The organism is Saccharopolyspora sp. NPDC050389, assembly GCF_040655595.1.
Classification (GTDB): domain Bacteria; phylum Actinomycetota; class Actinomycetes; order Mycobacteriales; family Pseudonocardiaceae; genus Saccharopolyspora.
In genome coordinates, this window is sequence record NZ_JBFAKG010000023.1 from 59,504 (window position 1) to 73,645 (window position 14,142).

13 protein-coding genes are annotated in these 14,142 nt (G+C 66.9%); 3 read left to right on the forward strand and 10 right to left on the reverse strand.

Going from position 1 to position 14,142, the window contains the following annotated elements; translation table 11 throughout:
- Window positions 1–16: 16 nt before the first annotated feature.
- Window positions 17–1,675 (forward strand): pyridoxal-dependent decarboxylase, encoded by a 1,659-nt coding sequence (locus tag AB0I53_RS17280; RefSeq protein ID WP_358603277.1) that lies wholly within the window; start codon window positions 17–19, stop codon window positions 1,673–1,675.
- Window positions 1,676–1,866: 191 nt separating this feature from the next.
- On the opposite strand, the gene AB0I53_RS17285 is transcribed toward AB0I53_RS17280, so the two are convergent.
- The 3 genes from AB0I53_RS17285 to AB0I53_RS17295 are packed head-to-tail and all read right to left on the reverse strand — an operon-like array spanning window position 1,867 to window position 5,946.
- Entirely contained in the window at window positions 1,867–3,006 is a 1,140-nt protein-coding gene (locus AB0I53_RS17285) for a mandelate racemase/muconate lactonizing enzyme family protein (protein ID WP_358603280.1), read from the reverse strand.
- A gap of 40 nt (window positions 3,007–3,046) precedes the next feature.
- Window positions 3,047–4,672 carry an amidohydrolase family protein gene (locus AB0I53_RS17290; RefSeq protein ID WP_358603283.1) on the reverse strand — a complete coding sequence of 542 codons (1,626 nt, stop codon included), beginning with the start codon at window positions 4,670–4,672 and terminating at the stop codon, window positions 3,047–3,049.
- A complete protein-coding gene (locus tag AB0I53_RS17295) occupies window positions 4,672–5,946 on the reverse strand; it encodes an MFS transporter (RefSeq protein ID WP_358603286.1) in 1,275 nt (424 codons plus the stop codon). Before AB0I53_RS17295 ends, AB0I53_RS17290 begins: the two co-directional genes overlap by 1 nt.
- 50 nt (window positions 5,947–5,996) lie before the next feature.
- Between AB0I53_RS17295 and AB0I53_RS17300 the strand changes: the two genes are divergently transcribed.
- Window positions 5,997–6,755 carry a GntR family transcriptional regulator gene (locus AB0I53_RS17300; protein WP_358603289.1) on the forward strand — a complete coding sequence of 253 codons (759 nt, stop codon included), beginning with the start codon at window positions 5,997–5,999 and terminating at the stop codon, window positions 6,753–6,755.
- A gap of 291 nt (window positions 6,756–7,046) precedes the next feature.
- The gene (locus AB0I53_RS17305) at window positions 7,047–7,544 is read left to right on the forward strand and encodes a class I adenylate-forming enzyme family protein (RefSeq protein WP_358603292.1); all 498 of its coding nucleotides are present in this window, start codon (window positions 7,047–7,049) and stop codon (window positions 7,542–7,544) included.
- A gap of 245 nt (window positions 7,545–7,789) precedes the next feature.
- Here the strand turns inward: AB0I53_RS17305 and AB0I53_RS17310 are convergent, their stop codons facing one another.
- The 7 genes from AB0I53_RS17310 to AB0I53_RS17340 all read right to left on the reverse strand — a co-directional run bounded on the left by AB0I53_RS17310 (window position 7,790) and on the right by AB0I53_RS17340 (window position 14,141).
- The gene (locus AB0I53_RS17310) at window positions 7,790–8,206 is read right to left on the reverse strand and encodes a hypothetical protein (protein ID WP_358603294.1); all 417 of its coding nucleotides are present in this window, start codon (window positions 8,204–8,206) and stop codon (window positions 7,790–7,792) included.
- A gap of 177 nt (window positions 8,207–8,383) precedes the next feature.
- Entirely contained in the window at window positions 8,384–9,223 is an 840-nt protein-coding gene (gene ppk2, locus AB0I53_RS17315) for a polyphosphate kinase 2 (RefSeq protein ID WP_358603297.1), read from the reverse strand.
- 5 nt (window positions 9,224–9,228) lie between these two features.
- Window positions 9,229–9,357, reverse strand: coding sequence for a universal stress protein (locus tag AB0I53_RS17320; protein ID WP_358603300.1), 129 nt, complete (start codon window positions 9,355–9,357; stop codon window positions 9,229–9,231).
- A 152-nt stretch (window positions 9,358–9,509) separates the two neighbouring features.
- Window positions 9,510–9,647 (reverse strand): hypothetical protein, encoded by a 138-nt coding sequence (locus AB0I53_RS17325; RefSeq protein WP_358603303.1) that lies wholly within the window; start codon window positions 9,645–9,647, stop codon window positions 9,510–9,512.
- 140 nt (window positions 9,648–9,787) lie between these two features.
- On the reverse strand, window positions 9,788–10,858 hold the full coding sequence (locus tag AB0I53_RS17330; RefSeq protein ID WP_358603306.1) for a glycoside hydrolase family 27 protein: 1,071 nt from the start codon (window positions 10,856–10,858) through the stop codon (window positions 9,788–9,790).
- 492 nt (window positions 10,859–11,350) lie between these two features.
- Entirely contained in the window at window positions 11,351–12,364 is a 1,014-nt protein-coding gene (locus AB0I53_RS17335; RefSeq protein ID WP_358603309.1) for a LacI family DNA-binding transcriptional regulator, read from the reverse strand.
- 22 nt (window positions 12,365–12,386) lie between these two features.
- Complete coding sequence (locus AB0I53_RS17340; RefSeq protein ID WP_358603312.1) at window positions 12,387–14,141, reverse strand: glycoside hydrolase family 36 protein; 1,755 nt, start codon at window positions 14,139–14,141, stop codon at window positions 12,387–12,389.
- Between the last annotated feature and the right edge of the window lies 1 nt (window position 14,142).

Genomic DNA, 14,142 nt, shown 5'->3' on the forward strand with positions numbered 1-14,142 from the left:
TCACGAGGAGGATGAGATGACCGAGCAGAATCCACCCAAGCTCGACGACAAGTCGTTCGAGCTGACCGGCAAGGGGCTCAACGACAAGGAGCGCATTGCCCGGCTCGGGGAGCTGAAGAAATACCTGGACTACTACCAGGAGCGCTTCCTCGGCTACCAGGTGAACCAGGACCTGCACGCGATCCGGGACGACCTGTCGCACTTCCTCGGCGTGCACACGAACAACATCGGCGATCCCTACGTCGACTCCAACCTCGCCACGCACACCAAGCCGCTGGAGAAGGCGGTGCTCAAGCGGTACGCGGAGCTGTGGGGCCTCAGCCCGTACGACCCGTCCAGCAGCAAGAAGGCGTGGAAGAGCGCGTGGGGCTATGTGCTGTCCATGGGCAGTTCCGAGGGCAACGTCTACGGGCTGCTCAACGCCCGGGACTACCTGTCCGGCAAGATCCTGCTCGCCAACCCCGGCGAGGACCCGGGTCTGCTCATGTCGCAGGCCGCGGTCAGCGCGCCCTACCTGGACACGCCGACCAAGCGGGCCAACGCATTGCAGCCGGTGGCGTTCTTCTCGCAGGACAGCCACTACTCGGTCGCCAAGGCCGCGCACACGCTCGCGATCCCCACCTTCGGTGAGGTCGGAAACAAGTACTACAGCGAGTTCCACGAGTACAAGGCCTGCGGCTACCAGGACTGCTGGCCCGCCGAGATCCCGTCCAACGAGGACGGCAGCATCAACATCGAGCGGCTCGTGACCACTGTGGACTTCTTCGCCCGGCGGGGGCACCCGGTACTGGTGGTCTGCAACCTGGGCACCACGTTCAAAGGCGCCTACGACGACGTGGGAAGCATCGCCCAGCGGCTCCAGAAGAAGGTGTTCGACCACTACTCGATGGGCGAGCGGGAGTTCACCGTCAACACCAAAAGCGGCACGCCGATCAAGGACAAACGGCGTGCGTTCTGGATCCACGTGGACGGCGCACTGGGCGCCTCCTACCTGCCGTACCTGAAGAAGGCCCACGACTCCGGTCTGCTGGGCGACGAGAAGGTCGACATCCCGGACTTCGACTTCCGCGTCGAGCAGGTCAGCTCCATCGTCACCAGCGGCCACAAGTACCCCGGATCGCCGTGGGCGTGCGGGATCTACATGACGCGCCGCGAGTTCGAGATCCAGCCGCCGCCGATGGCCGCCTACGTGGCCTCGCCGGACACCACGTTCGCCGGATCGCGCAACGGTTTCTCGCCCATCGTGCTGTGGAACCAGCTCGCCAAGCACCCCGAGGAGGAGCAGGTCCACCGCATCGCAGAGAGCGTCAAGCTCGCCCGCCGGACCCACGACAAGCTCAAGGAACTCGGGAAGCGGCTCGGTAAGGACCTGCGCCCCGGCTACACGCCGGAAACGCTCAGCGTGCAGTTCCTGCAACCGAACAAGCACATCGTCCGCAAGTACTCGCTGGCGAGCGTCCCGATCGACGAGACGACCACGCTGTGCCACCTGTTCGTCATGCCGCACGTCACCGCGGACGGCGCGCTGAAGAACCTCCTGGAGGATCTGGAGACCGACGGCACGGCGTTCGAGCAGGACGGCGCCGGGGGCCAGGCCGCACCGCCCGTGGAGTACCAGGCGTCGGAGACCACCGAGTGGCAGGCCCTGCTGGGCACCAACCGCGGGTTCATGTGACCCGCTGACCCGGCCGGGGCGGGCTACGGCTTCCGCCCCGGCCGCAAGCCCGCGGCCGCAGGCCATGTCGACGCTTTGGAACTACGCGGCCGACAGCTGGCGGAATGCTTCCGCGCGGAAGCTGGTGACATCAGTCTCCACCAGGACCGGGGCGGTTCGTGCTCTCCTGTCCGATGTGCGGACCGGGCGCGTCATGCTGCGCCCAGCAGGTGGTCGGCGTCGGTGTACTGGGCGAGCTTGCCGGGGTCCAGGTCGATGCCGAGGCCGGGTTCGTCAGGGATGGCGAGCATGCCGTCGTCGTCGAGTTGCCAGGGCCGAGTGGTGATGTCGTCGATGTACGGCGATCCGGTGACGTACTCGACGAGGTCCGTGTCGGGCAGCGCGGACGCGAGCTGGAGATCGGTAGCGAGGCCGACGGCGGTGTTCCAGCCGTGAGGGATGAGCTTGACGCCGTGGTCGTGGGCCGCCCAGCCGATGCGCCGCAGCTCGCTGGTGCCGCCGACCTTGGTGACGTCGGGCTGGACGATGTCGAGCGCGCCGGCCTCGATCCACGGGTGGAACGACTGCCGGCGGGTCAGCACCTCTCCGCCGGAGATCGCGACGGGCGCGAGGCGGCGCAGGTGGGTGTAGTCGTCGAGCGCGTCGGGAGGCAGGGGTTCCTCGAACCAGGCGACGTCGTAGTCGCGCAGCATGTGTGCGGTGCGCAGTGCCCACTTGTAGCCCTGGGTCCAAGCGCTGTCGCTGCCGCCGGCGTCGACCATGAGCATTGCGTCGGGTCCGATGGCCTCGCGGGCGGCCGCGACGATGCGCTCGTCGAGGCGCTCATCGGTGCGGCCGAACGGTCCCCAGCCGATCTTGAACGCCGTCCAGCCGGCGTTCCGCAGTTGGAGCAGGTGGTCGCGCAGCGGCTCGGGCTGGTCCATGAGCAGGGAGGCGTACGGGCGGACGCGCTCGCGATAGCGGCCGCCGAGGAGGCGGCCGACCGGCTGGCCGGTGGCCTTGCCGAGGATGTCCCACAGCGCGGTGTCGATGCCACTGATGGCGTGTGTGATCGATCCGCCACGCCCCATCCAGAACGTGGTGCGGTGCAGCCGCTCGCTGGTGCGCTCGGGCTCCAGCGCGTTGGAACCGATGATCAGGGGACGCAGCACCTCAAGCGCGCCTCGCACCAAGTTCTCGCTGGTGAAGACGCTGCCGATGCCGACGAATCCGTCCTCGGCGTGGACGGTGACCAGGGTGTGCACCACGTCGTCCTGCGTCAGCTCCTCTTGCCAGCCTCCTTCAGGTGTCGCGCCGCGCAGTCCGGTGGCCCTGACGTCGATGATCTTCACTGTCTCCCTTTTCGCGGTGTAGTGGTGTTCTGATGCGTGGTCAGCTTCGCGGCAGGTACTGCCCTGCACGGGTGCCAAGGTGCCGTCCGTCGTGGACGACGAGCCGGCCGTTGACGATGACGTGGGGCACCCCAGCCGCGTAGCGCCCGGCGAACGCGAACGTGTCCTGGGCTGCGAGGGCCTTGAGATCGAGCACGGCGAGATCGGCATGTGCTCCCACCTGGACGCGCCCACGCCCGTGCAGTGCGAAGCGGTCGGCGACCATCGAGGTCATCTTCCGCACTGCCTCCTCGAGAGTGAGGGTGCCGGCCTGCAGGACGTGGTGGGCGATGTAATGGGTGTGGCCGGTGAAGAAGAGCGGGTGGTGCGTGCGTTCGGCGAGAGGTCCGTCGGTGCGGCTGGTGAACCCGTCGACGCCGAGGCAGAACAGCGGATGGGCGATCGCCTCGGCGACGTGCTCGGCGGTGAACAATCGACCCATCAGCTGCACGGCGTGCAGGTCCGCCCCGGCTGCCTGGAGGACATCGAAGAACGCGTCCCAACAGTCCTGTCCCCGGCGCTCGGCGATCTGCGGGAAGGACAGGCCCTCCAGTTCCGGTGTCGCCGGACTGGTCGCGAGAACGACGCGGTCCCACTGTCCCTTGTGCACGAACCGCCAGTACCGGTCGCAGTCGCCGCGCAGCCGGCCCCGAACCTCGGCGTCATCCAGTAGCCGTGCGGTCTGGACAGGACCGTCGGCGAGAATCCATCCCGGCAGCAGGCCGGTGGCGAGGCCGATGCCGTGCGGGTAGGGGGTCATGTCGGCAAGCACGTCCATCCCTGCCTTCCGCTCGGCGGCGAGTCGGCCGACGGCCTCGTGCCAGGCATCCGGCGACGCGCCGGTGTCGTGGCGAACGTTGAGATGCGACAGCTGCGCACGAAGGTCGTTGCGCCGTGCGATGGCGAGGAACTCATCCACGGCGTCGAGGAGGTGGGCGTCGCGGTTGCGGATGTGGCTGGCGTATATGCCGTCGTACCGGGAGAGCGCGGCGGCGACGCCGGTGAGCTCATCGGTGGTCGCATCACGCCCGGAGCCGTACTCCAGGCCGCTCGACATCCCGAGCGCCCCAGCGTCCATCGCCTCCTCGAGGTGTCGGACCATCCGCGTGATGCCGTCAGCGTCGGCGCCGGTGCCGCGTACCTCGGCTGCATCGCGCAGAGCCGTGTGCCCGACGAACCACGCCAGGTTCTGAGACGTTCCCCCTCCGCAGCGATGCACGACGTCGAGCAGATCTGCGAAGCAGCGCCACGTGACCTCTCCGTCGTACCCGTACGCGCTCAGCGCGTTGCGGGCTGCGTCGACGCCGGCCGGAGGGACGGGTGCGTACGTGACGCCGCAGTTGCCGACGACCTCGGTCGTCACGCCCTGACGGATGGTGCTCTGGGCGTCGCGGTTGCCGAGGACCGACCAGTCGCTGTGGCTGTGCGGGTCGATGAAGCCGGGGGCAACGGTCAGCCCCGTGACATCGATGCGTTGCCCCGCCTCGGCGCGCAGGCCGCTCTCGACGGCGACTACTCGCCCGTCCTTGACAGCGACGTCGGCCACCCGTGCGGGGGCGCCCGTGCCGTCGACGACCTTCCCGCCGAGCAGGACGAGGTCAACGGCGGGAGCGATGACCGCGGGCATCAGCGGAGCTCCTGGTCGTGACGGTCGCGTACGCGGCTGAGGAAGGCGAGCGAGATCAGCGCCCCGAAGGTGAGGTAGAACGCTGGGGCGACGTCGACACCGGTCGATGTCGCGAGGAACGTGTTCACGAAGGGCGCGGTGCCACCGAAGACCGCCACGCCGATGTTGTACGAGCTGGAGAACGCGGTCGAACGGACCCGAGTGGGGAACAACTCGATGAACATCGCTGCCATCGGGCCCGAGACCGTGGCGAACAAGACGACGAAGACGACCTGGCCGAGGAGGGCACCGGCGATGGTGCCGCTGGCGACGAGCGCGAAGACCGGGTAGGTGCCGAGCGCGAAGAGCGCCATGGCGCCCATCATCAGCTTCTTGCGTCCGACACGGTCGGACAGGGCACCCGCGGCGATGATCAGCGGCACTTCGATCAGCAGAGCTACGACGTTGGTCGTCAGGGCATCCGCCAGGGGAAGGGCGTCGATTCCGGTCAGGAACGCCGGGAAACTGGTCGCCGTGTACCCGTAGAGGGTCACGCCGAAGACGATGCCGAGCACGAGCAGCCAGTTGCGGCGCGTTGGTGCTCGCCACTCGTCGTCGGCGGCAGGGACATCGTTCGTGCTCTGCTGATGCGAGCGCACGTCTTCGCCGAGCTCTCGGTAGGCCGGGGACTCGTCGAGCTTGAGGCGGACGAACAGCCCGATCGCCGCGACGACGCCGCCGACGAGGAACGGGACGCGCCACCCCCACGCGTCGACTGTCTGCTCAGGTATGACTCGGACGATGACGGTGGCAATGCCCGTCCCGAGCAGGAACCCGGTAACCGTCGATGCCTGCACGATGCCTGAGAACAACCCACGCCGGCCAGTGCGTGCGTGCTCGAGGAGATACGTCGCCCCGCCGGTCCACTCGGCGCCCACCGCCAGACCCTGGATCATCCGCAACGCCACGAGCAGCGCCGGGGCGAGCAAACCGATCGAGGCGTATGTCGGGAGCAGACCGATGAGCAGGCTCGAGACGCCGACGATCACCATCGTCAGAGCGAGCATGCTCCGACGGCCGGCGCGGTCGCCGAGACGACCCAGGAAGATCGCGCCGATGGGACGGCACACGAACCCCACCGCATACGAGGCGAGGGCCACCAGCAGCGAGACCTTCGGATCGTCCGTCGGGAAGAAAAGGCGTCCGATGACAGCGGCCATCGCGCCGTAGATCGCAAAGTCGTACCACTCGAGCACCGTTCCCAGCACCGCCGCGGTCGTGACCTTGCCCGGCACTCGATGTCCGGTGTCCGTGCGCCTCTGCCGTGCTGATGTCCCTAGCTTCATTGCCCAGCCTCTCCACGGGACTCCCTGACGAGACGCTGACAGTAGGTCGCAAATGGCAGATGGTCAACCATCAGCCATCTGCTAGGCTGAGGCGCCCAACCGAGGAGTCCTGCACGATGTCGGCACTGCCCGCTTCGCCGCCCGAGTCAAGGCGCGACTGGATCCTGCGCAACCTGCGCGAACGCATCGCCTCGGGTGAACTCCCCGCCGGCGAAAGGCTCGTCGAGCGCGACATCTCCGCGAACTACGGCATCAGCCGCGGACCGGTCCGCGAAGCGATCATGGTCCTCGAACGAGAGGGCCTCGTCATCTCGCACCCCTATCGCGGTGCCGTCGTCGCAGAGATCCCCCAGAAGGAGATCTCCGAGATTCTCGTGCCGATCCGTCTCGTCATCGAGAAAGTCGCGTTCCGCGATGCGGCGAAGGCGGAGAACGAGGAGCTCCGCGCTGCGCTCGAGGTGATCGTTCAGCAAATGGAATCAGCGGCCCACCCGCTCGACGCGCGACGTATCGCGGACCTCGATGTCGCGTTCCACGAGACCGTGATCGCGGCCACAGGACACACGCAGTCGCTGCAGATCTGGCGCACGATCCAGCCTCGGGTGCGGGCATACTTCCTCCGCGACGCCCCGCAACATGACAGCCCGCACGCCGTGGTCGAACAGCATCGCGCACTCCTCGACGCCCTCAGCTCCGGCGACCCGCAACGCGCCGAGGCCGAGATCACCGAGCACATCGGCACCTACCTCGACTCTTAATCCGGTTGTCAAGCGGCACTGGCGAGGGGCGCGCCTCGTCGGAACCTTCGGCGGCTACTGACAACACGACTGCGGAAGCCGCCACAGGCTTCCACACGTCAGCACCGCACACCTCGGGTCACAACAACGCCCGCTCAGCAATCGGCCTGTTAGGACTCAGGTTCGGCTCGACCACCCGCGGTTCAGCGCCAACCGCCCCATGCACGAAGAAGTGTTCGCACCAAGGAAAAGCATCCTCGCCTCTTGAGTGCTCCTCGGCCAGCCGGTCCCGGCCGGGCAGGTCGGCGAGATATGGGCCCGCGGCCCGCAGGTCGCCGACGGCTACCACAACGCCCCGGACCAGACCGCCGCCAGTTCATCGACGGCTGGCTGCGCACCAGCGACCTCGGCAGGTTCGACGACCACGGCAACCTCTACATCGTCGGCCGCAGCAAGGACATGATCATCTACAAGGGCTACAACGTGTACCCGGTGCATTTGGAGGAGATCCTCGGCAGCCATCCCGACGTCGTCCAGTGCGCCGTCGTCGGGGCGCCGCAGCCCGATGTGGGCGAGATCCCGACCGCGTTCGTCGTGCCCCGCACCACCGACCCCGCCCCCGACCTCGCCGAGCGGCTCGCAGCCTTCGTCGCCGAGCGCGTCGCGCCCTACCAGCGCATCAGGGAAGTCCGCGTCGTCGACGAACTACCTCTCACCGCGGCGGGCAAAGTCCTCAAACGAGAGCTGCGCCGACAGCTGACCCGACAGGGCCCGGAAGGAGCCCGCATCGAGGAAACCACCCACCGGTAGAACGAAAGGTGAACGAGCCATGCTCTGCGCCTGCCTGTGCAGCCAGGCCGGGCATCACGGGATCTGCCGCGACGCCGCAGACCCGAGGTGCCACGTCATCGACCCGAGAATCAAGCTCTTCGCGTCAGGGGCTGCCTGCGAACCCTGCTACCAGGCTGTCCCGCCCGGCGCGCGAAACGCGAGCACGCCAAAGAGCCGAAACGAACGGCCTTGCGCGGCGCCACCGCTGATCGGCAATCGACCGCTCAGAACAGCTCGGTCGGACTGATGCCGACCTGCGCCCCTGAATCCAATCCGTCCACAAGAGACGCCGACCAAAGAAACCCGGTGAGGGCCGGGAGCCGGCGCGGTGGAGCCATCGTCAAGGTCTTGCGCGGTGTCGTCTCGTGGCGAGTCGCGGTAGGCGCTCCGAGGAGTTGTACGCGATGCTCGACGGCCGCGCCTGCGGGCAGATAGCTGTTCTTCGCGAGTGCGGTCCAGCTCAGGCGTTGCTGGTTGTTGTTGACGGGGTCGGCGTCGCTCTTCCAGACGCCGTTGCGGTACATCTCCTGCAACGCCGCCATCGCGTCGATGTCTCCGCGCACCGCGACGAACGGTGTGCTGGCGAGAGCGATCACTTCGGATTCGACCGACGACGTCTCGGCCGGTTGGTCAGCGCTCATGACACCACCTCGACGAATCGCGATCCCGGGCGTCGCCCGGCGCCCGGGAACACCGTGAGCGGGTTCTGCGTCCAGCCTCGAACTTGCGGAGCCTCGCCGGCAGAGGCGATCGCCCCTCCAGAGGCGCGGAATCCGGACGTGGAGACCGGCAGAACTTCACCATGCCAGTGATCCGGTTCATTCCAGCGATGCGGCGTGGTCGGGCACGTATGTGAACATGCGACGTGGCGGTCGACGATAGCCGCTGGTCTCCGCATGGACAGGCAGTTCCATCCGGGGGCGCGGGACTTCGTGGTACGGCACGCTCGACAGCAGGTGCGCGATCATGTTGATCCGCGCTCGCCGCTTGTCCTCGCTTTCCACCAGGTACCAAGGACATTCCCGCGTGTCCGTCGCGGCGAGCATCTCATCGCGAGCGCGCGAGTATTCCTCCCAGCGGACCACCGACTCCAGGTCCACATGGGAGAGCTTCCACTGGCGCATCGGATCCTCGACGCGCTTGCGCAGCCGCCGCTCCTGCTCGGTGCGACTGATCGAGAACCAGTACTTGCGCACCAGCAGCCCGTCATCGACGAGCAGCCGCTCGAAGATCGGGCACTGCTCCAGGAAGCTCCGGCGCTCGTCGTCGGTGCAGAACCCCATCACGTACTCCACCCCAGCGCGGTTGTACCAGCTGCGGTCGAACAACACGATTTCACCGGCTGCGGGGAGCTGCGCGACGTACCGCTGGAAATACCACTGGCCTCGTTCCCGCTCGGTCGGGGCGGGCAACGCAACGATCCGTGCCACCCGGGGGTTGAGGAACTCCGTGACGCGCTTGATCGTGCTGCCCTTCCCCGCAGCATCTCGCCCTTCGAACAAGATCACGAGACGCGCCTGCTCAGCCCGGATCCATTCCTGCAGCTTCACCAACTCCGCCTGCAACCTGACGAGCTCGCGTTCGTACACGGCCCGTGACAACCGCTGCGGCCTCGCGTGCTCCGTGGCGGACCATGCCGAGTCGCCATCGGTGGTCATGCCACTCACCTCCAGACGATCCCGCCATCAGCCGGCCACGCGTAAGCCCGAGAGCATCCGTTCCCAGCCTGCACCACCAGCACCGGGCAGGGAGCGGAGCGCAGCAGGGCACGACTGGTCGAGCCCAGCATCATTCTGGTAAGCCCCCCGCGGCCACGGCTACCAACGACGATGAGCTGAGCCTCGGCACCGTGCAGGGTCAGAAACCGCACCGGCCCGGGTACTGCTCTTGCCAACCTGTGAGGCGCTCTGCGCGGATCAAACTCTCCTTTGCCTCAAGCGAAGCCTAATCCCGGTCGGCGTCGAGGGCGAACCACTCATCGATGGCGACATCGCTCCACACATGAACGGCGACCAGCGGCGCATGGCGCACGGATGCCTCCGCGAATACCGCCGCCACCGGCGCGCGACCGCCTCGGCTCACCCGGCCGCCTCTGGAGCGGTCGACCGGGTGAGCGGAGGCATGCAAACCGAACGCACCCACCCACAGCCACGCCCCCCCGGATTGGCTCGCAGACGGCGGTGGGTCCGGCCCGGAGACGAGGCCCACCAACCGAATGCTCGTCACTGCTGCGGCGCCACCCGGACCAGCACCGTGCCGTGCGCCGGAACGTCGGCCGAGATCGCACCGTTCGACGTGGAGTCCGCGTGCTTCCACAAGTCGCGGACCGTGTAAGAGTCGGCGACCGGCAAACCGACATCGGTGGCCTTGGTGGAAATCTTCACTTGCTTGTCGGTTTCGTTGAACAGGGCGACCACCCGGGAACCGTCCTGCATCTCCTTGCTCACGACCCAGCGGCCGTCGTGCTGGGAGATCACCTTGCCCTGCTTGCCCAGCGGGTCCTGGTCGACGGCGATGACCTCGCGGTTGCCCAGGATCTCCATCGTCGCCTCGTCCGCGTGGCGCAGGTCGGAACCGATCAGCAGCGGCGCAGCCATGATCGACCACATCGAGAAGTGCGTGCGGTACTCGGTGTCGGTCATCGCGCCATTGCCGACTTCCAACATGTCAGGGTCGTTCCAGCGGCCGGGACCCGCGTACTCGTCGAGCTCCAGGTTCGCCTTCATGATCGACAGCATGCTGTCCCAGCTGTCGCTGATGTCACCGGTCGTGCGCCACAGCTGGCCGAGATCTCCCGCCCACTCCCAGGGCTTGTTCTCGCCCCACTCGCAGATGCTGTAGACGATGGGACGCCCGGTCTCCTTGAGCGCGTTGGCCATGTCGGTGTAGCGCTTCTGGGCGTCCACGCCCCAGTTGTAGCAGTTGTCGTACTTGAGGTAGTCCACGCCCCAGTCTGCGAACTGCTGGGCATCGGACTTCTCGTGGCCGAGCCCACCGGGGAAGCCGTTCACGTTGCAGGTCTTCGTACCGGCACTGGTGTAGATGCCGAACTTCAGCCCCTTGGAATGGACGTAGTCGGCAACGGCCTTGATGCCATTCGGGAAACGCTTGGGGTCGGGCACCAGCTTGCCGTTCACGTCCCGCACGGGAAGCGCCCAGCAGTCGTCGAGGTTGACGTACTCGTAGCCGGCGTCCTTCAGTCCCTTCTCAACGAAGATGTCGGCGATCCCCTTGACCATCTCCTCGTTGAACTCCGGCCCGCAGTGGGTCGTGTTCCAGTTGTTGAATCCCATGGGAGGCGTCAAAGCGAGACCGTCACCGCTCTCAGCGGAGGCGGCCTGCGCAGGACCGGCCAGCGACAGTCCCGCACTGCACAGCACGGCGACGGTCAGGCCACCGAGCAGCCTGTTACCAGCAGAAGTCCTACGTCGTCTCGGAGATTCTTCGAATGGGCGCTTCGCAAGCTTCACTGCCACTCCTCGTCGAGGACATGTCAACATCGACCTATATTCACGCACATCAACAATCAACAGACAACATAAATGGACTAGTAAAATTGGGCGACGTTCACCGGAATTCCCACAGCGAAAGCAGGGTGAACATCAGAGACCGAGACGAAAACCCCCGTGACCGACAGAAGATACCACCATCGTCCGCACACGCGGCGGAGTCGGCGACGTCAACGCGAGCACACAGAGAGCGTGTTTATTTATGTTCGATTGGTGCCGGCGCGGGCGTCCAACAGCACGGAATCCTCGGCCGTCGGGACCACGTCGTGACCGTGATCACCGTCGGGTGCGCGGAATGGTCGGCGGGGGTCCGGTCGTAGACCGGATTACCAGTTCGGGGTCGAAGAGGAGTTCGCCGGTGGGTACGTCGCGACCGCTGACCAGTGACAAGACACTCCTGCCGACCTCGAGCGCCAGCCGGTCCCCCGGCTGACGGACGGTCGTCAGCGGAGGATCGACGAATTCGGTGATCATGGAGCCGTCGTACCCGACGACAGAGACATCATCGGGCACCGCGTATCCCTGCCGGCGAATCCCGCGGATCGCACCGAGGGCCATGTAGTCACTAGCCGCGACGATGCTTGTGGCACCGAGTTGCAGTAGCTCCTGCGCGGCGGCCTGACCGCCCTCGACCGAGTAGGACTGCCGTATCACCAAGCGCTCGGCATCCTCGCTCCCCCGCTGCTCCATGGCAGCGAGGAACCCCTGCACCCGACGGTCCGCCGGACGGTTGCCAAGCGGGCCGGAGGCCATGCCGATGGCACGGTGACCGAGCCGGTGCAGATGGTCGACAGCCAGCTCGGCGGCCAAGATGTCATCGGTGGAGTAGACGGGGACTGGCACCTTGTCCGCGAATTCGCCGTTGACACCGAGGTAAGGGATGCGGCGGGCACGCAGCATTTCGTAGGTCTCGGTGTCGGCGCCTTCCACCGTGTTGGAGGAAGAGAGGAACACCACTGCCGCGATGCCCTTGTCGACGATGGAGGAGATGAACTCCCGTTCTTGGACACCACCGGGAAAGGCAGGGCAGAGCACCGTCTTGAGGCCGTGTGGTGCGAGGGTCGCCTCGATGCGCTCGGCGACGTCGGCGAAGAAGGGGTTGGAGACGTGTTCGGTGATCACCGCGACGAGCTGCCCCTCCACGGCACGCTCGTAACCGAGTTCTGTCATGGCCGCTTCGACCGCGTCCCTGGTTTTCTTCGCCACTCCCTGACGGCGGTTGATGACCCGGCTGACAGTCGCCTCACTCACACCCGCACGCGCAGCGATCTCAGTGATGCCGACCTTCATTCTCTCCCTTTCCCGTGGCGGGTCACGTGGTCTTCGTCAGCAGCGCCAGTCCCATCCTCGGGACCGGAATGCTGTGCAGGCCTGGTACGAGTGACATCCGGGTCCGCTCGATGATACGTCCGTCCGGGCCATGGACATCGACCTCCACCTGGGCTCCCGAGTCCTCCACATCGACGACCAGCCGGTTCTTGGTCGTCGCGTTGACCAGGACTGTCTCCCGTTGGGTAGCAGGCAGCACGGGAACGGCGCGGTCGTCGTGCGCGGACAGCACGTGCACGCCGTCGGACTCGGCCCTGACCAGCGTATAGAGCTCGTCGGGGCGCCCGGGATCGACTGTCCCGTCGAGCAGTTGGGGCCGCAGGCGACGCCACTGGGCCAACCAGAAGCGGACCGCCTCGGCCTGCTCCGAGGTGAGCGCGTCAAGGCGGACGGAGACCTGCGGTACCGAGTGCAGGGCACCGATGAGTTGCCTCGCGGCTGCCTCGACCGGGGCGGACGTGTCCCACAGCAGCGGGTCGGAGTGAACGGCGCCTCCCACGGCGAGCAGGGAGGTGTCGATCGTGCGGACGCGGTTGGCGGTGGAGTCGGCTGGGCAGTCGAAGGACCTGAGCATGTTGCCGAAGGCTGCCATGCCGGGGCCGACGTACGGTTGGCGCAGCTCCAGGAGCAGGTCGGAGCGTTCCGCGAGCAGCGCGCCGCGCAATTCGGTGAGCAGAAGCTTCAGCGCCTGCCCGACGTCACCGCGCTCATCGCCGGCGTAGACCATGACTTCGTTGAGAAAGTCGACTTTGAGGCCGTCGAGGCCGTAGTCGCGTACCAGGCGCAGGCATGTGCCGACGACGTGGGTGCGCACTTCAGGGTGTCGGGGATCGAGGACGTAGGCGCCGGGGACCCTGGCGGCGACGGGAGCGAAAGGTGCCCATTCCTCGTAACAATCCGCCTGGGGGCCGAGGAGCAGCGGAGCGACCCAGATCATGTAGCGCAGTCCGCCGCGTACGCGTGCGACGTGGGCGGCGAAGTCCGGGAACTTGTCGGTGTCGGAGATCCAGTCGCCGACACCGGCGTAGCCGCGGCCGCTGCCGAAACGCTGCCAACCATCGTCCAGGATCAGCGTGCCGAAGCCCATGTCCGCGGCGAGTTCGGCCTGCCGCTCGACTTCCGCTGCGTCGATCTGCTGGTTGAAGGCGTACCAGGTGCAGTACAAGGGCAGCCGAGCCGCCTCCGGAACCGGCATGGGCGCAGGCATCTCGGCCTCGTACCATCCACGCAGCGCACTCAGTGCGGAAGCCACCGACGGGCTGCGGGGCACGAAGAGGAAGCGATGCGGCGTGTCGGATGCCGGGAGTTCGAGGTGCACCACGTGGGTGTCGTTCTCCTCGGACACCCCGAAGCGCAGCGAGACCTCCGGAACCGGGTCGGCGGCGGCGAAGGTGAGCAGAGTGGCACCGGTGTAGTCGTAGAGGCAGCCGACGGCCAGCCCGTCGATGAGACTGACCCTGGACCGTCCTTCCCAGTCGGCGACGAGCGTTCGGCTCCAGCCCGCCTTGGGGTGCCAGTAGCCGACAGCGTCATCGAGCGGGACCGACAGCCGGATCTCGACGGCGGCGCCAGGGGATTCGACCTGCAGCATTCTCAGGCCCCCGGGAAGTTCGGACAGCGTCCAAACAGGACCCGCACCGGCCGCGAGAACCGCTATCTCCACCGTGTCGAGCAGCGGTTCGAAAGGAGCCGGGGCCAGTTCAGCGGTGGTGACAGCCTCAGCGGACAGGATGCTCACA

Coding starts and splice junctions, on each gene's coding strand:
- AB0I53_RS17335 (WP_358603309.1), bottom strand. CDS start 12,364: ATGAAGGTCGGCATCACTGAGATCGCTGCGCGTGCGGGTGTGAGTGAG.
- AB0I53_RS17305 (WP_358603292.1), top strand. CDS start 7,047: ATGGGCCCGCGGCCCGCAGGTCGCCGACGGCTACCACAACGCCCCGGA.
- AB0I53_RS17310 (WP_358603294.1), bottom strand. CDS start 8,206: ATGAGCGCTGACCAACCGGCCGAGACGTCGTCGGTCGAATCCGAAGTG.
- AB0I53_RS17320 (WP_358603300.1), bottom strand. CDS start 9,357: ATGATGCTGGGCTCGACCAGTCGTGCCCTGCTGCGCTCCGCTCCCTGC.
- AB0I53_RS17290 (WP_358603283.1), bottom strand. CDS start 4,672: ATGCCCGCGGTCATCGCTCCCGCCGTTGACCTCGTCCTGCTCGGCGGG.
- AB0I53_RS17330 (WP_358603306.1), bottom strand. CDS start 10,858: ATGGGATTCAACAACTGGAACACGACCCACTGCGGGCCGGAGTTCAAC.
- AB0I53_RS17280 (WP_358603277.1), top strand. CDS start 17: ATGACCGAGCAGAATCCACCCAAGCTCGACGACAAGTCGTTCGAGCTG.
- ppk2 (WP_358603297.1), bottom strand. CDS start 9,223: ATGACCACCGATGGCGACTCGGCATGGTCCGCCACGGAGCACGCGAGG.